The following is a 17,931-nucleotide window of genomic DNA, read 5'->3' on the forward strand; positions in this document are numbered from 1 at the left end:
AAAAAGAAATTTATTCTGGCTTGTTGTCTTGGCTGGAATTAATCACGATCGGATTTTTAGCTAACTTGACAGTCAGTTCTCTCAAAAAAGCTATTTCCTCACGATACGTCTCTATTTGAGCATCTTTTGCTTGGAGTTCGGCTTGATATCTTTCTTCAACTGCTTTTATTGACAGTTGGTAGTATTTTAACAATTGATCTATCACTAATTGAAACAGCCCAGGTGAGTGAGGTAACTGGTTAAGATTAGTGGTAAGTTTGCTGCTGATTTCATCTAACTGCAAGGATGCGGACTCATCAAAAGTTTCAATCTCAAATAACAATTTACTGCAAGCTTCCACCAATGTCGCTGCACTCGGTAAACTAGCAATAGTACCTTTGAGAATTTTCATTGCCGTTTTCCCCGCCTTTTGCATTGTGCTTTCTTGGGGATTTTTCCCTACTTCTGCCAAAGTTTTTACCTGTTCCAAGGCTTCAGCTTTATCATCATCAGATAAATTAGTTTCAGCTTCGATCGCTATTTGTAACTCAGTCAACAATTCTTTGATTCCCGGCTTGTCACTTTGAGGAATCAGGTTAATCGTAGAGATGTGTGTCTGGTTAATCGTATCAGTAAAATTTAAGTTGTTATTAATCATATTTTCATCCTTTTTTTCAAAATCTAACTTCAGGATTCCTGCGGAGGCTGATTTAGTTGAGTAGACTCTAGCTGTTCGTTGTTTGCGTTGGTAACTGTACCTTCAATATTACCTATATTTAACGTTGACCCGATCGCGTCTCTAGCAACATAGAGATTACTGCTTTGATTTCCCGTGGATTTACTCTCTGCTATAGCTTTAAGTTCTATGGTAACAGGTTTAGCTGCGAGTTGGATAACGACTCCTTCAAGAAAAGTTATCTGCTTGTCTTTATCTTCCAATCTTGCCGCCATTAGTTCATAACTTTGTGTGAAATTTTTATGAATATGCTCCTTATTAGCATCAGGTGGTACGCTAACTTTGACAACAATGACTCCATCGCCTTTATTTTCAATACTCTGGATAGTCAGTTCCGTGCCTTCGTTTTCCACTTGCAATTGTTTGAATGCAGCAACAAAAGCTTTCCAGTCAATTCCGTTACGAAAAATTAGATTAACTGTATTTAAAACCTCCTCAAACAGTTTGGTAAATTCTACTGGTGCAAATTCGCCACTGCTGGGGCAACGTTCGCGATCGTCAGTTCCCGGTTTGGGATATTCTAGAAGATAAACAAACCGACAGTCAACGCGATCGAGCTTTGTATTACCGTCAATGTTCCAAGCTTCCAAACAAGCACCTGTAAAACTAGCTGCTGTAAAATTTGTTGCCAAGGCTTGAGTTTCAGTGAGGTTTGCCCATTCCAAATTAGCTTGATGCAAAGTTGCTTCGCTGAGGTTAGCCTGCTTGAGATTAGCCTCGTTGAGATTAACGCCTATCAAGTTTGCGCCTTGAAGATTCGCACCAACATAGGATTTTTTGTAGCCATTGCCAGTGACGAGTAATTCTCGGACGCGGGTATCAGCTAATATCGATTTACCGACTCGCGCGCGATCGAGTTTTTCTGTATTTCGGAAGCAAGTGCGAGTGAGATTAGCTGTTCTAAAATCTGTACTTTTGAGAGTTGCTTCAGTGAAATTGGCATCAGTTAAATCGGCATTACGAAAAGTAGTACCTTTCACAGTTGCATACTCAATTGCTATACTTTTTAGCCACGAAAATCTGTTATCATCAGCTAAAGCTCGCTTGCTAATATAAGCTGATATAAAAGTAACAGCGTAAATGCCAACCACAGCCCCAACGAGACTAATAGCTCTTGCTGTTGCAAACGCCTTAACAAAAGCTACAAGTATTACTGCGATCAAACTTCCAAATAAAGTCGCGATCACACCTAAAGCAAAAGTATCAGATACAACTCCAGCAAAAGTTAAAGCCAAAGCCAAAGAAAACTCTACAGCAAAAACCAAAGTTAATAATAAACCCAGACTTACAGGTCCAGCTACTTCTAATGATAAGCCAAAGGAAAACGTTAAAATTACAACAAAAACAAAAGCTATAACTAGGAAAAATTCAAAAGCAGACTTGAATCCGTGGGGGATAATCATCATCAAGAAAATAACAGTAGCTATTGAAAAGATTATCCCTGGGTAACTCAGAAATTTTTGATAGTTTTCGGACAAAAAAGCTCCTACAAAAGCACCGCCTATTGCCCCGACACATCCCGCTGCTGCTGCGATAAGTAATGCGATTATTAGCAGTGGAATTTGCCATCGCTGTTGCAGTCCAGCTTTGGCACCAGTGAAGTCAGCTTCTCTGAGGATGGCATTGGTGAAGTTTGCACCTCGGATGTCTGCACCGATGAATTTTGCACCTGTGAGGTTTTGACCTTTGAAGTTGCGGCCTCGGAGATTTTTACCGGAGAAGTCTTGGGGCATGATTTCACGCAGGGAGATAGTAGTTATTTTTTCATTGCGATGCTGTGGCGATCGCCCTGACAAAAATTTTACGGAATTGGATAAAAATCTAGCACAAGGCAGGGATAGTTACAACCACTGACTTAGATACTTCTATTCATAACTAATGTAAGTTCCTAAAAATTCCAGTTGATTCATCATTTCCTCAGCAGACTTGCTACCAATCAAATTCAACAAACCGCGCAACTGTTCGCCTACAGAGTAACTTTGTCGCGGTGCAACAATAATTCCTGAATGACTCCCGCCTACTGCGAGCAAGTTCCCGTGCAACCGACAGAAATCTCGACTATTAAAAGTATAAATGACTCGACCTTGCTCTGTTGCCCATATCAGTTGTTCTTCATCTATACGCCCTAAATTATTGGCATCTGAGACAGTCACCACATCAACCCCATTCTCTCGCAGGGCTTGCACGAATGCTTTTCTAAGCGTATCCTCATCCAAATACAAACGAATCAGGCTCATTAAAGATTCCCCGCCCTGTGTTCAGCTTCCAAAAGCTGATATTCAGCTAATTCCGCAGCTAAATCTGCCTCAATTTCATTACGGTTAGCATGATAGTAAGATAGGGCCGCATAAACCTGTGCTAAATCTAAATAGGGAATCTCTTCGAGTATTTCTTCTACACTCATTCCTTGTTTATTCCAAACGGCAATTTGAGCAATAGAAATTCTGGTTCCCGCAATTCGGGGCCGCCCTCCACAGGTTTCAGGCGTACTGACAACCAGCGTGCCAATGTCGATCGCAGTTGTTGACATAGTTACCTCTTAAGCAAAACTCAAACAAGCCAAAATATCCTGTTGCGTGAGATAGGGAAAATCATCTAGGATTTCTTCATAACTCATCCCAGATGCAAGATATTCCAACACGTCATAAACCGTAATTCTCATGCCCCGAATACAGGGCTTACCACCACGCTTTCCCGGTTCGATCGTAATTATCTTAGCGATGTCTTGTTCTGACATGGCACTTTTCCTTTACCTTATTTTCTCAATTCTAGCTTAACAAAGGGATAAAGCGCTCCTAACGTTTGGTAGTTTCCAGCATTTTATTAGTTCCTTTAGTTTCCTAATTCACTTTAACTCAATCCCCCCACAGCCAGCACTCGCATCAAGTCCCATCAGGGCCGTACCCGGAGTCTTTTTGAGTATCTTTTCGCCGATCGCCCCCAGCCATGCAATAATGAGATAACTTGCACAAAAACTCTATCAGTAGTGTCAGCCTTGCCGCCTTACTACTACAGGTAGTGTCTTCAATCTCAATTCGTGCAAATTCCCAATTAAACCGGCTGTCGCTCTACACAAATTTCTCCTAATGGCTGAAGTCCCCCAATCTCCCACAGAACTCGCCGAAGCCCTCAGAGGCTTGACAGATATCAATTTCCAATTACCAGACCCCGAAGACGAACAAATACCAGACTTCGATTTTGACAATCAGGTTGACAACGCCTGGAAAGTGTGCGATCGTTTCGACTTACAAACCGACATCTGGCGCGGACAAATTCTCCGCACAGTCAGAGATAGAGAAAAAAAAGGCGGCGACGGACGCGGTACAGGCTTCTTGAATTGGCTAAAAGAAAGAGAAATCAGCAAAAGTCAAGCCTATTCTTTAATCGAATTAGCTAAAAGTGCCGATACTCTCATCGAACAAGGAGATTTAGACCCAGAATCCATTAGAAACTTCAGCAAAAGAGCCTTTGTAGAAACCGCCAAAGCATCTCCAGAAGTACAGCAAATGGTAACAGATGCTGCCGGAAAAGGCGATCGTATCACCCGCCGCGAAGTCAAACAACTATCCGACGAATGGATGGCAATGAACTCAGATTTATTGCCAGAAGAAGTCAAAGAAAAAGCATCTAGCGGTTCTCTTCCTTCCCGCTATCTGGCTCCTTTAGTCAAAGAAATGGAGAAACTCTCCCCATCTCACCAAAGCGAAATTCAAAAAGAAGTAGCAGAAAATCCAGATGTAGATACAGTCAAACAGCTAACTTCTGACGCCAAGAATTTATCGAAATATCTCGATGCCGCCGCCCAAGTCCAAGCTCTGAACCAGTCTCACCTAGACATGGAAATGGCTTTGGAAGAATCTTTGCGAGTCGGCTGTTTGGGAACTACCGCCGATGTTGTCAAACAAGCCGCCTTGCTAGAACAAACTGTAGTCAAACTCTACACTGTTTGGAAGCGTTTAGGAAGTTTGGCAGATAGATTGTACGTGGATACAGGAGCAAGCACACCAAATTTGCGCTTACTTTTGGGATGTTTGGACAGTCTTTCCGGAGAAAAGATTGAAGTGGATTTCGGAGACGGAGAACGCTCGATTCGCTTGCAAATTATTAGCGAATAGCTCAACCTTGACCTGGGTTCGTAGTGAGGACTTTAGTCCTCTCCAAATGCGGACTAAAGTCCTCACTACGAACCAAGTCTGCGTCAATCCCTGTTTATCTGCGGTGAAAATTTCTGATTTTGTTCCAAAGATAGCGGGGATTCAAATAACGCCGATATTTCGTAACTACTTCTTTTCCCAAAATTACCACGCTCAGCCAAAAACACACTTCGGCTAGCACAGCTAAAACAACATCTATTTGCGTTTTTTCGGCGATGCTCAGTGGTAGGAATGGTACAATAAACAAGATTGCCAGCCAGGGCAAAAAAGATGCAATAAATAAAAACCAACCCAGCTTTTGCAAATTCTGCATAGATTTCATTTATTGGATAATTATAGATCGGGCCGCGGTTAAAACCGCGCATACACAAAGGAAGTCCGAGCGAGGGTGTAAAGAAAATAACGTAATTTTAATTGCTCACTCTTCAACCCACGGAGGTGGGTTTTGTTTGTATAGACGCGGTTTCAACCGCCCGGTCTTCTTCGGCCCACCAACTCAATTCTTAATCCCCGTCGCCGCAATTCCCCGAATAAACTGCCGCTGGCCCGCCAAAAACAGCAACACCACCGGCACAGTCCCAATTACCACCGCCGCCATCAACAACGGCCAACTGCTAGTAAACTGTTCCTGAAACTGGGTTAAAACCAACTGCACAGTCCGCAACTCTGGTCGCGTTGTAAACACCAGCGGTTTAAACAAATCATTCCACTCGCCGATAAAGGTAAACAAAAACAGCGTCACCAAAGCAGGGCGCGCTAAAGGCAGCATCACCTGCCACAACACCTGCCAGCGGTTAGCCCCATCTAGCATTGCCGCCTCCTCCAACTCCACCGGAATTGTCAGAAAATACTGGCGCAGCAGAAAAATTCCGAAACCGTTAACCGCCGTCGGCAAAATCAGCGCCCCGTAAGTATTCAGCAAATGGCCCCACTTCAAAACCATGAATATTGGAATCACCAAAAGCTGAAACGGAATCACTAGCGTCGCCAAAACCACCAAAACTAGGGCCTGTCGCCCGCGAAACTTCAGCCTGGCCAAAGCATAACCCGCTAAAGCAGAAGTCACTACCTGAAAAGCAGTAACTGCGATCGCCACTAGAGTAGAATTAGCAAATGCCAACAAAAAATTCCCCCGTCGCCAAGCCTCCTGATAGTTTGCAAAAGTCAGGTCTGTCGCCTTGACACCGACACCAGATGGTGATAAAGAAACCCAAAAAACAGCAGCCAGCGGCAGCAGCACCAGCGCAGCCCCCGCCAGCAACAAAATAAAACTCAGCAGTTCCAGCGCTTGAGACCTGTCAAAGGATTTACCCATAAACTTGTGAATTAACCTAAAATAATAAGCTTGTGAGGCTCTCAAACCCGATCGCCTTCCAGATTCCCACACAACCGTAAATTTTTAGTCAAAAATAGGTAAAGTGTAGTGCACGTGACCCCAAAATTCAAAGGGGTTTCCAAACATCCTACAAGGTTATATAAGGAGACGACATATCTATGCCCCAGCTTGAGGCCAGCCCAACAATTGACTTTCAAACCGAAACTTACAAAGATGCTTACAGCCGCATCAACGCCATTGTGATTGAAGGCGAACAAGAAGCTCATGACAATTACCTGCAACTGGCAGAAATGTTGGCTGACAAAAAAAGTGAGTTAATTGGCTTGTCCAAGATGGAGAACCGCCACATGAAAGGCTTCCAAGCTTGTGGCAAGAATCTCAAAGTCACGCCTGACATGGTATTTGCCAAGGAGTTCTTTTCGGATTTGCACAGCAACTTCCAAACGGCATCCGCCGAAGGTAAGGTTGTAACTTGCTTGCTGATTCAATCACTCATTATCGAGTGTTTTGCGATCGCAGCCTACAACATCTACATTCCCGTCGCCGATGACTTTGCCCGCAAAATCACCGAAGGCGTCGTCAAAGAAGAATACAGCCACCTCAACTTTGGGGAAGTCTGGCTGCAAGCTCACTTTGAAGAATCCAAAGCTGAACTCGAAGCCGCCAACCGCCAAAACCTGCCCATCATCTGGAGGCTGCTAAACGCTGTCGCAGACGATGCTAGCGTTTTGGGAATGGAAAAAGATGCTTTAATTGAAGACTTCATGATTGCCTACGGCGAAGCCCTGGGTAACATAGGGTTTAACAACCGCGACATCATGCGGATGTCAGCACAAGGCCTCGCAGCCTAATCAATTTGGAAATAAGGAATGGGATAAAAATTAAAAATTAAAACCTTTTAATTTTCCCTTCTTCCTTCTGCATTACAAGGTCTTGTACCCCAATCAAGTTGGAAATAAAGAACGGGAACTAAATTAAAAAAAATTAATTTTCCCTTCTGACTTCTGACAACTGATAACTGATAACTGACAACTAACAACTGTCAACTGTCAACTGTCAACTGACATCTTTCTTCTTCCTTCATTTGACAACTTAATGTTTGGTCTAATCGGTCGCCCAATCAGTAGCTAACGAGCTGGGCTATCCAGAATATGCCGATCAAGGGCTCGATTTTTGGTGCAGCGCACCGCCCCAGATAGTCGATCATATCACTGTCACTAGCATTACCGGGCAAAAAATAGAAGGCCGCTATGTGGAGTCGTGTTTTCTACCAGAAATGCTAGCCACTCGCCGGATCAAAGCAGCCACTCGCAAAATCATTAACGCGATGGCACACGCTCAAAAAAACGGGATTAATATCACTGCTTTAGGCGGCTTTTCTTCGATCATTTTTGAAACCTTCAACTTGCAGCAAATTAAGCAAATCCGCAATCTAAAGTTGGAGTTTGAACGCTTCACCACTGGTAACACCCACACGGCTTACATCCTCTGCCGCCAAGTAGAAGAAGCAGCCCCCAAATTGGGGATTGAACTTTCAAAAGCTACTGTGGCGGTTTGTGGTGCTACTGGAGATATTGGCAGTGCTGTCTGCCGCTGGCTGAATGTTAAAACTAATGTAGCAGAATTGTTGCTCATTGCCCGCGACAAAGAACGATTGCAAGATTTGCAATCGGAATTGGGACGAGGCAAAATCATGGATTTGGAAGAAGCTCTCCCCCAAGCGGATATTGTAGTCTGGGTAGCCAGTATGCCAAAGGGAGTAGAAATTGACCCCAAGACATTGAAGCAACCCTGTTTGTTGATTGACGGTGGTTATCCGAAAAATCTGGCAACTCAGGTTCAGCATCCCGAAATTTACGTACTCAATGGCGGGATTGTGGAGCATTCCCTCGATATTGAGTGGAAGATTATGAAGATTGTGAATATGGATGTGCCGGGCCGGCAGTTATTTGCCTGTTTTGCCGAATCCATGCTGCTGGAATTTGAAAAGTTGTACACCAATTTTTCTTGGGGACGGAATCAAATTACGGTAGAAAAGATGGAGCAAATCGGAGAAATTTCCGTCAAGCACGGTTTCCGACCTTTGATGTCATTTTGATGTGATTGATTAAGGGTTATTGGTTATTGAGGAAATTTTTTCTGATAATAACCAGTAACTTTTTTTTTGAGGGAGTTAAGAGTTGAGATTGTGTTCGATCGCACGACTCGAAGAAAAGTTTTTGGCAGTCAGGACAAAGAGTGCGGATCGGTCAAAAATATACAGCTAACGGTTATTTAACCAGACATGATATAGTGGTCTATCGCTCAACTTATTCAAGAGATTGAGCTGAGATCAAATTGTCCCCGCAGTTTTTGATGGTCATGACTTCGATGATTTTTTTGCCCATTGTCTCGGAGATGTCGAGAGCTTGGGAAAGTTCAACTAAGAAATCTTTTTCCTCGGTTGTGAAAACTCCATCTACCAAGACCAAATCTGTGGCAATTGCAAAAGCTGTTTCTCGAAGCTGAGCATTCAATGCGTTTTTAGCTGCGGCAAATACTTCGGCCGGAGTGTACAGACTGCTCAATTTCAGAACTTTCTTAAATAGTTCTTGGAAGTGTTCGCCAGAATAAGAGCCGAACAAGCGAATGTGATTGGCGGCAAGGGTTTGTCTTTCGGCTTCGGATATTTCACCGTCGGCGGCAACAGCTAAGACTGAAATAGCTGTCAAAGCTTCCGACGGACTGAGTTCGATCGCACTTGTATCGCTTTTTGCGCTTTGGAACAATTCAGCAGGGTTAGGTCTTTTGTGGCTGTGGGCAGGCATAGGGGGGGTGGTTCAGTTGACAGTTGACAGTTGACAGTTGACAGTTAACAGCTACCTGGAAGCAAGAGGATTGGATTAATGAATAGTCTGATTTTAATTTCTCCCTACAAGGGTTTCGGCTTTAAACCAATTCTTTCTGGTAAAACTCTGGGATTAAGCAAAAATAGTGTAACAAAAAACGAGGCTCAAGCCTCAGGTTTTCAACTCTGGCTACGAAGAAAAACATAATTCAAAATTCAAAACTTCCCAAGAACCCTCTTTTTCAGTGTCAACTGACAAGGTAGGATCGGGAAACAGTCGATCGACTTTCACCTTAAAAACCCTATAGAAATTATCAGCGTGGCAAACCCCGACCGCAAACCATTACTCCTAGATTTTGAAAAGCCTCTGGCCGAACTCGAAACCCGAATTCACCAGATTCGCGAACTCGCCGCAGAAAACAGCGTCGATGTCACCGACGAAATTCGCAAACTCGAAGCTCGTTCCGCCCAACTGCGACAAGAAATTTTCAGCAGCTTGTCCCCTATGCAGCGGCTGCAACTCGCCCGTCACCCGCGCCGCCCCAGCACCCTCGACTACATTCAGGCAATTAGCGACGAGTGGATCGAGCTCCACGGCGATCGGCGCGGGGGAGACGACCCCGCCCTCGTCGGCGGAATTGCCCGCATAGACGGGCGCCCTACAGTCATCATCGGCCATCAAAAAGGACGCGACACCAAAGACAATATCGCCCGCAACTTCGGGATGGCAGCTCCCGGCGGCTACCGCAAAGCCCTGCGGTTGATGGAACACGCCGATCGCTTCGGTATGCCAATTTTCACCTTTATCGATACTCCGGGGGCTTGGGCTGGCTTAGAAGCCGAACAGCTCGGACAGGGAGAGGCGATCGCCTGCAACCTCCGAGAAATGTTTCGCCTCGACGTTCCGATTATTTGCACTGTCATCGGCGAAGGCGGTTCCGGGGGCGCATTGGGCATCGGCGTCGGCGAGCGGCTGTTAATGTTAGAACATTCCGTGTATACCGTAGCCACCCCCGAAGCTTGTGCGGCCATCCTCTGGAAAGACTCCGGTAAAGCCAACTTAGCCGCCGAAGCCCTCAAAATTACTTCCTGGGATTTGAAAAACCTCGGCGTTCTGGATCAGATAGTACCCGAACCCGTTGGTGGCGCGCACTCCAATCCCCTGAAAGCTGCGGCTATGCTCAAAGGAGCTTTGTTGGAAAACTTAGCAGAACTGACACAGCTCACCGGCCAGCAGCGACGCGATCTCCGGTATCAAAAATTCCGCGACATCGGTGTGTTCACTGAAAAGGTTGCTTGAGCCGACGAATTCATAGTTATTAGTTATGAGTTAAAAATCTCTTAACTTCAAACTCATAACTCACAACTCACCATTCTGCGAATCTGTCAGCAGTGTTATAATTTTTCAGATGACATCGGCTTAACAGTTCTTAATGTTAATTTCATAATTAACTGTGTTCACCCGTGGCAAACAGCTTTCTAATTTGCCGAAGAAGGCTGTAACGCTTGAGAGAGTTGCCGAGCGAAAGTATCAGGAAATTTAATGAACGATCGAACAACAAAGCAGGCTCTGATTACCGGAGCCAGCAGCGGTATTGGCAAAGCAACTGCTCTAGGGTTCGCTGCCGTTGGCATAAATCTGGCCTTAGTTAGCCGAGAGTCAGAAAACCTAGAAGCCGTTGCCACAGCAGCCCGAGAATTCGGAGTGAAAGCAGAAGCTTATCCCTTAGACTTGGCAAAAATTGAGCAAGTGCAAAGCGGCATCAGCGAGATCGCAGCTCAATTCGGCCCCGTAGATATCCTGGTCAACAGCGCTGGCATGGGCTACACCGGCTCATTGACCGAAACGCCCCTAGCCGACTGGCAGAACGTTCTAGACCTGAATCTTACTAGCGTTTGGCAGTGTATTTTAGGAATTTTGCCGGGAATGCGCGATCGGCGATCGGGAATCATCATCAACGTTTCCTCGATCGCAGGCACCCAAACCTTCCCCAACTGGGGAGCCTACTGCGTCAGCAAATTCGGTCTCATGGCTTTATCCAAGACATTAGCCGCAGAAGAACGGGCTGGCGGAATTCGCGTCACAGCCATCTGTCCGGGTTCTGTCAACACTCCCATGTGGGACACAGAGAGCGTCCAAGCCGATTTCGATCGCAGCGCGATGTTAACTCCAGAAATCGTCGCCCAATCAATCCTGCACGCAGTTCAGTTACCGACAAGTGCAGTCATTGAAGAAATCACGCTCATGTCCAACGCCGGAGTTTTGTGAACTTGAGATTGTAGAAAGCTGGATTTTTATCGAATTCAACAATCTTTAAATCTCTCGTTCTATCCCTCAATCGAAAATCGAAAATCGATAGGTATATGCCGAATCGAAAATCGAAAATCGAAAATAGATTCATCCTCACACCAACTTTTTATGACAATTGCATCGAATAACGGTACGAACGGCTCAAACTCAATCTCAACTGACACCATGAAACAGCCCGCAACCGCCGATAACAACTTGCCCCGCATCGCCACTCGACCCGATCGCAATTCCTCCCACGGTCAAGAATCCAACGTTCCGGTAACCTCAGAAATAGGTCAGGAAGAAATGATGGAAGCCGTTCGGACGATGCTGCTGGGAATAGGAGAAGATCCCGAACGCGAAGGATTGCTCAAAACCCCGAAGCGGGTAGCAGAAGCAATGCGGTTTCTCACCAGCGGTTACAGTCAATCCCTCGAAGAACTCCTCAACGGCGCTATCTTTGACGAAGGTCACAACGAAATGGTACTGGTGCGAGATATCAGCGCCTTCAGTATGTGCGAACACCATATGCTGCCATTTATGGGTCGAGTTCACGTCGCTTACATTCCCAACCAAAAAGTAGTGGGACTGAGCAAACTAGCGAGAATTGTCGAAATGTACAGCCGACGATTGCAGGTACAAGAACGTTTGACGCGCCAAATTGCCGAAGCAGTTCAGACAATATTGGAACCACAGGGAGTGGCTGTAGTAATGGAAGCCAGCCATATGTGCATGACGATGCGGGGCGTGCAAAAACCCGGTGCTTGGACAGTGACGAGTGCGATGTTGGGCGTGTTTCAGGAGGAACAAAAAACTCGCGAAGAATTCCTGAATTTGATCCGCCACCAACCGGCATTCTTTTAGACAGTTGACAGTTGACAGTTGACAGTTGACAGTTGACAGTTGACAGTTGACAGTTGACAGTTGTCGGTTGACAGTTGACAGTTGTCGGTTGACAGTTGTCAGTTGTCAACTGTCGGTTGTCGGTTGTCAGTTGTCGGTTGATGACTGCTTACTGCTGACTAATGATGACTTTTAAGCAGCCCCAAAACCGGTACCGTGCCAGGTACACTCGTTAAAAGGAGCTCCCCAAATTTTAGAGTCTTGTTCAAGCTGCCAGATTCAAGGCTGCAAGAAAATCTAAAATCTAAAATCTAAAATCTAAAATAGACTGACGATCGCCAAATAAGCTCATAAAATAGACGAGTGACTTATGGCTTGTGACTAAACGATGAATCCTATTAAATTCGGTACAGATGGCTGGCGCGGCATCATTGCTGACGATTTTACCTTCGATCGCGTAGCGTTGGTAGCTCCCCTAGCAGCACAAGTTCTCGCACAAACCGGCGGCAATAATGCCAGTAGCGGCACTGTAATTGTCGGTTACGATCGCCGATTTCTGGCTGAAGATTTTGCCCTCGCAGCAGCTAAGGCAGTCCAAAACGCCGGATTTGACGTGCTCCTCAGCGAATCCTACGCCCCAACTCCGGCTTTTAGTTTAGCTGCCAAACAATTAAATGCTTTAGGTGCGATCGTCCTGACAGCCAGCCACAATCCCGGTGCATATTTAGGATTAAAAGTCAAGGGCGGATTTGGCGGTTCAGTTTCGCCCGAAGTTACGCAACAGATAGAAGCAAAACTCGAAAATCCGGCGGCACTTTCAGCAACTCCCGGAAAATTGGAAAGTTTCAATCCTTGGCCGGCTTACTGCAAAACCTTGCGGGAAATGGTGGATATTGAAGCGATTAAGGGGGCGATCGCATCCGGGAAAATCACAGTATTTGTAGATGTAATGCACGGCGCAGCGGCGGGCGGATTAGCTCAAATATTAGAAGAAACAGTGCAGGAAGTCAACAGCGATCGCGATCCGCTGTTTGGTGGCGGTGCACCGGAACCTTTGCCGCGCTACCTGTCGCAGTTGTTCCGCGTCATGCGGACTCACCAGCGAAAAGCATCTGGTTTGTCGATCGGATTTGTATTTGACGGAGATAGCGATCGAATTGCTGCGGTTGACTCTAGCGGAAACTTCCTCAGTTCGCAAATCCTAGTTCCTATATTAATCGAACACTTAGCCAAACGGCGCGGCTTCACCGGAGAAGTCATCAAAACCGTCAGCGGTTCCGACATCATGCCCAAAATTGCCGAACTTTACGGCTTACCATTGTTTGAAACGCCGATCGGTTACAAGTATATTGCCGATCGAATGTTAACCACCCAAGTCCTAGTCGGCGGCGAAGAATCCGGCGGAATCGGCTACGGTACCCACATACCCGAAAGAGACGCGTTGCTATCGGCGCTGTACTTGCTAGAAGCCGTTGTCAAATCCGGGGAAGATTTGAGCGACATCTATCGCCGACTGCAAACAGAAACTAATTTTACTTCAGCTTACGATCGCATTGACTTGCATCTAGCAAGCATGGCAGAAAGAGCGCGTTTGCTGTCGCTGCTGCAAAATCAACCTCTCACAGAAATAGCGGGGAAAGCAGTTGTAGATTGCAACAAAGTTGACGGATATAAATTCCGTTTGGCTGACGGAAGTTGGCTGTTAATTCGGTTTAGCGGTACTGAACCAGTGTTGCGGTTGTATTCGGAAGCTGCGACCTTGAAAGAGGTGATGCAAAACTTGAATTGGGCGAAGAGTTGGGCACAGAATTGAGAAGAGTTTGCCACCGCAGATAAACGCAGATAAACGCGGATGAATTAATATGAAACCTCTCTTTCTCTGTGTTCTCTGCGGCCTCTGTGGTTCAAAAAAATCTTTCTTATTCATAAATCAAAAGTATTGCAGGATGTGCCGCCATTAAAAATCTCTAAATTAGACAAACAATCTTAAAGCAGCGCACCTGACAAAGCTTGATACACAATAATTGTTCGTGCTTGTTTATTCAACAATTGTGTAAGGTGCGTCGCCACTCGAACAGTTGATTTTTATGCAGAGATTTTTAAGAGATCCACACCCTACGGAAGAATGTTGTAAGAGTTTTTAATAATTGGTATAAAAGCAAATGGCATACAGCGATTTCAGCCTTGCGAGAGTCAAAAAAGATTTTGGATTAACTTTAGATGAAACGCGCAATTTATTTGCAGACACAGAACCTGTTACACCATCAGAAATATTAACAACACTTCTCATCGATTATGTGCCACTCGCAACTTTCATATCAACTCAAAAAGCTCGATCGGAATTTTTAATTGCTCCGATTTTGGCAGAAGTTAGGCGAATGTTAAACAAACGAGTTTCTCTTTTCTCAGGTAAAGATTTTATAGTCGATCCAGAAAGAGGTTTGCAAGGGTTTTGCGATTATATCATGAGCGGTTCTCCAGAACAATTATTCATCAGCGCTCCGGTTGTAACAATTTTTGAGGCAAAAAAAGAGGATATTATTGCTGAGTTGGGTCAATGTGTTGCAGCAATGGTGGCGGCTCAATCTTTTAATCAAAATCAAGACACTGAGATCGATCGCATTTACGGCGCGGTGACAACGGGTACTAACTGGAAATTCTTGATTTTGGAGGAAACTACTGTTTATATCGATCAGATCGAATATTATATTCAAGACGTTGATAAGATTTTGGGAATTTTGTTGCAGCCGTTTCACCAATCTTTTGTTAAGATAGATCCGTAATTTTTAACAGAAATAATGACAAATAATAAATTGCTAGTTGTGGCTACGGGCAATCCTGGCAAAGTTAAGGAAATGCAGGTTTATCTTCAGGATTTGGGATGGGAGTTGCAACTGAAGCCGGCAGAGTTGGAAATAGAAGAAACTGGCGAGACTTTTATCGCTAATGCTTGTTTGAAAGCTTCGGAAATTGCCAAAGCGATCGGTGAATGGTCGATCGCCGATGATTCTGGTTTAATGGTAGATGCACTCGACGGTCAACCTGGAATTTACTCGGCGCGCTACGGAAAAACCGATGCTGACAGGATATCTCGGCTTCTCAAAGAATTGGGAACCGAACAGAACCGGGGTGCACAATTTGTGTGTGCGATCGCGATCGCCCGTCCCGACGGTACAATTGCCCTGCAAGTAGAAGGAATTTGTCGCGGCGAAATCCTGCACTCTCCTCGCGGTACGGGAGGTTTCGGGTACGATCCGATTTTCTACGTACCCGCACAGCAACAGAGTTTTGCGGAAATGACACCGGAAATTAAGCGATCGCACTCCCATCGAGGCCAAGCATTCCAGGCTTTATTACCACAAATGAAGTCATTAGTCAAGTAATTTCGGAGGGAAAAAGGAAGAAGGAAGAAGTCAGTTGTTATGGGTTATTAGTTATTGGTTATTTGTGATTGATTACCAATGCCCAATGCCCAATGCCCAATGCCCAATGCCCAATGCCCCATTCCCAATTCCCCATTCCCAATTCCCCAGTATTCTAGATTGCCTCCAGGTTCTTTTCTCCCGTCCGAATGCGGATAATTTGTTCTACGGTGGAGATGAAAATCTTGCCGTCGCCAATCTCGCCCGTGCGGGAAGCAGCGATAATTTTATCAACCACCATGTCAACCTGATCGTTTTCGACAACAATCTCGACCTTGAGCTTTTGCAAGAACTCAACAGTGTACTCAGAACCGCGATAGCGTTCTGTCATGCCCTTCTGACGGCCAAAACCTCTAACTTCAGAAACAGTCATCCCCACAATCCCAGCATTGACGAGTGCGATTTTCACTTCGTCAAGTTTAAACGGGCGAATAATAGCTTCAACCTTTTTCAAGTTTCTCACTCCTAACATTACTACGTTCGTTATATTACTTAATCGGCGTGACATCTTTTAAGATCACTGCCAACAGCAACTATTTTGTCAAATATATTACCTTATGTTGTACTCCCGATGAAATAATGCAGGTCAACATTTAACAACATTCCCTGATTTTCCGGCGGTGGTGGCCGTGTGGAGCCGATCGCGCTAGAGTGAAAAAGACCCAAGCCGTCCGTCGCCGATCTGCTAAAACAGAAAAAGAACACAGGAGACAGGATTTTTCGCCGGTTTCCGCTTTGCACAAGTCAGATTTGCACGTATTGCTGAAAACTATAATTGCCAGAAGCGGTCAGTTAAACTATTCCTATGCACCCAGCTAGCCCTCCCCCTGACCGCAGCGGGCTTGATGCCCTACTGAGAAATCGCCCCTTCCTCACCTTGTGGACTGGCCAGTTGTTGGCCCAAGTGGCGGATAAAATCTTTTACGTATTGCTGATTATTCTGCTGAAAACAGGCGATTACCGACCCTGGCCCGTTTCTTGGCAGCATTCGGAAAATTCGATGCTGTCAGCGGTGATGATCGCCTACACGCTACCGGCGATCGTCTTTGGTTCGGCGGCCGGTATCGTGGTAGACCGCTTTTCCAAAAAGCAAATGCTGATCGGCTGCAACGCGATCCGAGCGGTGTTGATTGGATCTTTGCCGTTTTTGCCCAAAACTTTTGTGGTGTTGTTGGTACTCACGTTTTTAGTGTCTACCGTAACGCAATTTTTTGCTCCCGCAGAGGCGGCGGCAATCCCGCTGGCTGTGGGGCGAGAGGGACTGATGTCGGCAAATGCTCTGTTCGCCTCGTCCACAATGGGCGGGATAATTGTCGGAATGACGATCGGCGAACCGATATTTACTTGGCTCAAACACAGCTACGGGCCAGCTTCTCAAGAGTTTTTTCTGGGCGGGTTGTACCTGATTTCAGCAGGTTTGCTCTACTTGATGCACATTAAAGAAAATCGCGGCGGTAGCAGTGGCAAAAATGTTCATCCTTGGCAAGACTTTAAAGAAGGTTTGCGGTATTTGAAGCACAATCGCCTGATTAGCAACGCGATGGTGCAGTTGACGATTTTGTATTCGGTGTTTGCGGCGCTGCAAGTTCTGGCGATCGCACTTTCGGGCAAAATAGGTCTCAAAGAAACTCAATTTGGGTTTTTGCTGGCTGCTGCGGGCATCGGAATGGTCTTCGGCGCGGCGTTTTTGGGCCACTGGGGCGATCGAATGCACAACAAACCTTTGCCATTAATTGGTTTCGTAATGATGGGTTTTGTGTTGGGAATGTTTGCCTTTGTCAGACAGCTTTGGCTGGGATTCGGATTGAGTGCTCTGTTCGGTTTTGGCGCTTCCTTAATTAACGGCCCGATGCAAGCTTTGATTCAAGAAAAAACTCCCGAATCTATGCGGGGAAAAGTCTTTGGCTTGGAGAACAATGCGATTAATATTGCTCTCAGCTTGCCTTTAGCACTGACCGGCCCGCTGACGGATGCTGTCAGCAAAGCCGTGGGATCGGATGACCTCGGCTTGCGGATCGTGCTGCTGAGTTTGGGCTTTTTAGTTCCAGTGATGGGCATGGCAGCTTGGTACCATACCCGCAAAGCCTTAAAGGCGTGACATACCCGACACTCATTTTGTAAACAAATAGAGTGCGGGCTTCCTCTTTCAACGGGAGAGCCTCGACGCGAGCCATCTCTAAGCTGGTCTTATCCTCCCTCCGTAGGTTTCACTCACCCGAAGGTGATCCTAACTAGCAAGATAATCACTTATCTTTTCCGGCAGACTCCCTGTGTCCCAAGGAGTAGAATTGTTGATTTTTTCACCCATCCATCAGCTCTTTTACGGCAAGAAAGGGATTTTGGG

The 17,931-nt window shown here is 45.7% G+C and carries 21 protein-coding genes and 1 pseudogene; 13 read left to right on the forward strand and 9 right to left on the reverse strand.

Going from position 1 to position 17,931, the window contains the following annotated elements; translation table 11 throughout:
* Positions 1-10 precede the first annotated feature (10 nt).
* From JGK16_RS26455 to JGK16_RS26475, 5 genes are all read right to left on the reverse strand, one after another.
* Positions 11-637, reverse strand: a complete 627-nt coding sequence (locus JGK16_RS26455) for a hypothetical protein (protein ID WP_293193151.1) — start codon at positions 635-637, stop codon at positions 11-13.
* Between the two features lie 29 nt (positions 638-666).
* Positions 667-2,448: a pentapeptide repeat-containing protein gene (locus tag JGK16_RS26460; protein WP_293193152.1), complete on the reverse strand. Its 1,782-nt coding sequence runs from the start codon at positions 2,446-2,448 to the stop codon at positions 667-669.
* A 132-nt stretch (positions 2,449-2,580) separates the two neighbouring features.
* Entirely contained in the window at positions 2,581-2,952 is a 372-nt protein-coding gene (locus tag JGK16_RS26465; RefSeq protein WP_293193153.1) for a DUF5615 family PIN-like protein, read from the reverse strand.
* A complete protein-coding gene (locus JGK16_RS26470) occupies positions 2,952-3,245 on the reverse strand; it encodes a DUF433 domain-containing protein (RefSeq protein ID WP_293193154.1) in 294 nt (97 codons plus the stop codon). The genes JGK16_RS26465 and JGK16_RS26470 overlap by 1 nt, the downstream gene beginning before the upstream one ends.
* Positions 3,246-3,254: 9 nt before the next feature.
* A complete protein-coding gene (locus tag JGK16_RS26475) occupies positions 3,255-3,452 on the reverse strand; it encodes a DUF433 domain-containing protein (RefSeq protein WP_293182130.1) in 198 nt (65 codons plus the stop codon).
* Between the two features lie 349 nt (positions 3,453-3,801).
* On the opposite strand from JGK16_RS26475, the gene JGK16_RS26480 reads away from it, so the two are divergent.
* On the forward strand, positions 3,802-4,830 hold the full coding sequence (locus JGK16_RS26480) for a hypothetical protein (RefSeq protein WP_293142578.1): 1,029 nt from the start codon (positions 3,802-3,804) through the stop codon (positions 4,828-4,830).
* A 94-nt stretch (positions 4,831-4,924) separates the two neighbouring features.
* Here JGK16_RS26480 and JGK16_RS26485 read toward each other — a convergent pair whose 3' ends face one another.
* Both JGK16_RS26485 and JGK16_RS26490 read right to left on the reverse strand, forming a co-directional pair.
* Positions 4,925-5,182, reverse strand: a complete 258-nt coding sequence (locus tag JGK16_RS26485) for a transporter suffix domain-containing protein (protein WP_293182132.1) — start codon at positions 5,180-5,182, stop codon at positions 4,925-4,927.
* Positions 5,183-5,365: 183 nt separating this feature from the next.
* Positions 5,366-6,184, reverse strand: a complete 819-nt coding sequence (locus JGK16_RS26490) for a carbohydrate ABC transporter permease (protein ID WP_293193158.1) — start codon at positions 6,182-6,184, stop codon at positions 5,366-5,368.
* Between the two features lie 179 nt (positions 6,185-6,363).
* Between JGK16_RS26490 and JGK16_RS26495 the strand changes: the two genes are divergently transcribed.
* Together JGK16_RS26495 and JGK16_RS26500 are read left to right on the forward strand one after the other, a co-directional pair.
* Complete coding sequence (locus JGK16_RS26495; RefSeq protein WP_293182134.1) at positions 6,364-7,056, forward strand: aldehyde oxygenase (deformylating); 693 nt, start codon at positions 6,364-6,366, stop codon at positions 7,054-7,056.
* A 244-nt stretch (positions 7,057-7,300) separates the two neighbouring features.
* Positions 7,301-8,303, forward strand: a pseudogene (locus JGK16_RS26500) (long-chain acyl-[acyl-carrier-protein] reductase).
* 211 nt (positions 8,304-8,514) lie between these two features.
* On the opposite strand, the gene JGK16_RS26505 reads toward JGK16_RS26500, so the two are convergent.
* Positions 8,515-9,012 carry a tellurite resistance TerB family protein gene (locus tag JGK16_RS26505; RefSeq protein ID WP_293182135.1) on the reverse strand — a complete coding sequence of 166 codons (498 nt, stop codon included), beginning with the start codon at positions 9,010-9,012 and terminating at the stop codon, positions 8,515-8,517.
* A 78-nt stretch (positions 9,013-9,090) separates the two neighbouring features.
* Between JGK16_RS26505 and JGK16_RS26510 the strand changes: the two genes are divergently transcribed.
* The 8 genes from JGK16_RS26510 (at position 9,091) to rdgB (ending at position 15,548) form a co-directional block, all read left to right on the forward strand.
* A complete protein-coding gene (locus JGK16_RS26510) occupies positions 9,091-9,240 on the forward strand; it encodes a hypothetical protein (protein ID WP_293203489.1) in 150 nt (49 codons plus the stop codon).
* A 111-nt stretch (positions 9,241-9,351) separates the two neighbouring features.
* Positions 9,352-10,332 (forward strand): acetyl-CoA carboxylase carboxyl transferase subunit alpha, encoded by a 981-nt coding sequence (gene accA / locus JGK16_RS26515; protein ID WP_293182137.1) that lies wholly within the window; start codon positions 9,352-9,354, stop codon positions 10,330-10,332.
* Between the two features lie 243 nt (positions 10,333-10,575).
* A complete protein-coding gene (locus JGK16_RS26520) occupies positions 10,576-11,301 on the forward strand; it encodes an SDR family oxidoreductase (RefSeq protein WP_293182139.1) in 726 nt (241 codons plus the stop codon).
* Positions 11,302-11,451: 150 nt separating this feature from the next.
* Positions 11,452-12,186: a GTP cyclohydrolase I FolE gene (gene folE, locus JGK16_RS26525; RefSeq protein ID WP_293182141.1), complete on the forward strand. Its 735-nt coding sequence runs from the start codon at positions 11,452-11,454 to the stop codon at positions 12,184-12,186.
* Between the two features lie 46 nt (positions 12,187-12,232).
* A complete protein-coding gene (locus tag JGK16_RS26530) occupies positions 12,233-12,361 on the forward strand; it encodes a hypothetical protein (protein WP_293203491.1) in 129 nt (42 codons plus the stop codon).
* Between the two features lie 192 nt (positions 12,362-12,553).
* On the forward strand, positions 12,554-13,978 hold the full coding sequence (locus tag JGK16_RS26535) for a phosphoglucomutase/phosphomannomutase family protein (RefSeq protein WP_293182143.1): 1,425 nt from the start codon (positions 12,554-12,556) through the stop codon (positions 13,976-13,978).
* A 349-nt stretch (positions 13,979-14,327) separates the two neighbouring features.
* Positions 14,328-14,948: a hypothetical protein gene (locus JGK16_RS26540; protein ID WP_293193155.1), complete on the forward strand. Its 621-nt coding sequence runs from the start codon at positions 14,328-14,330 to the stop codon at positions 14,946-14,948.
* Positions 14,949-14,963: 15 nt separating this feature from the next.
* Positions 14,964-15,548 carry an RdgB/HAM1 family non-canonical purine NTP pyrophosphatase gene (gene rdgB / locus JGK16_RS26545; RefSeq protein WP_293193156.1) on the forward strand — a complete coding sequence of 195 codons (585 nt, stop codon included), beginning with the start codon at positions 14,964-14,966 and terminating at the stop codon, positions 15,546-15,548.
* A gap of 154 nt (positions 15,549-15,702) precedes the next feature.
* On the opposite strand, the gene JGK16_RS26550 is transcribed toward rdgB, so the two are convergent.
* On the reverse strand, positions 15,703-16,041 hold the full coding sequence (locus JGK16_RS26550) for a P-II family nitrogen regulator (RefSeq protein WP_293182221.1): 339 nt from the start codon (positions 16,039-16,041) through the stop codon (positions 15,703-15,705).
* A 197-nt stretch (positions 16,042-16,238) separates the two neighbouring features.
* Here JGK16_RS26550 and JGK16_RS26555 point away from each other — a divergent pair, with 197 nt between their 5' ends.
* Positions 16,239-16,406 carry a hypothetical protein gene (locus JGK16_RS26555; protein ID WP_293182148.1) on the forward strand — a complete coding sequence of 56 codons (168 nt, stop codon included), beginning with the start codon at positions 16,239-16,241 and terminating at the stop codon, positions 16,404-16,406.
* Positions 16,393-17,685 (forward strand): MFS transporter, encoded by a 1,293-nt coding sequence (locus JGK16_RS26560; RefSeq protein ID WP_293182150.1) that lies wholly within the window; start codon positions 16,393-16,395, stop codon positions 17,683-17,685. Before JGK16_RS26555 ends, JGK16_RS26560 begins: the two co-directional genes overlap by 14 nt.
* The last annotated feature ends 246 nt before the right edge of the window (positions 17,686-17,931 follow it).

The sequence above is a fragment of the Microcoleus sp. PH2017_09_SFU_O_A genome, from assembly GCF_020738625.1.
GTDB lineage: Bacteria > Cyanobacteriota > Cyanobacteriia > Cyanobacteriales > Microcoleaceae > Microcoleus.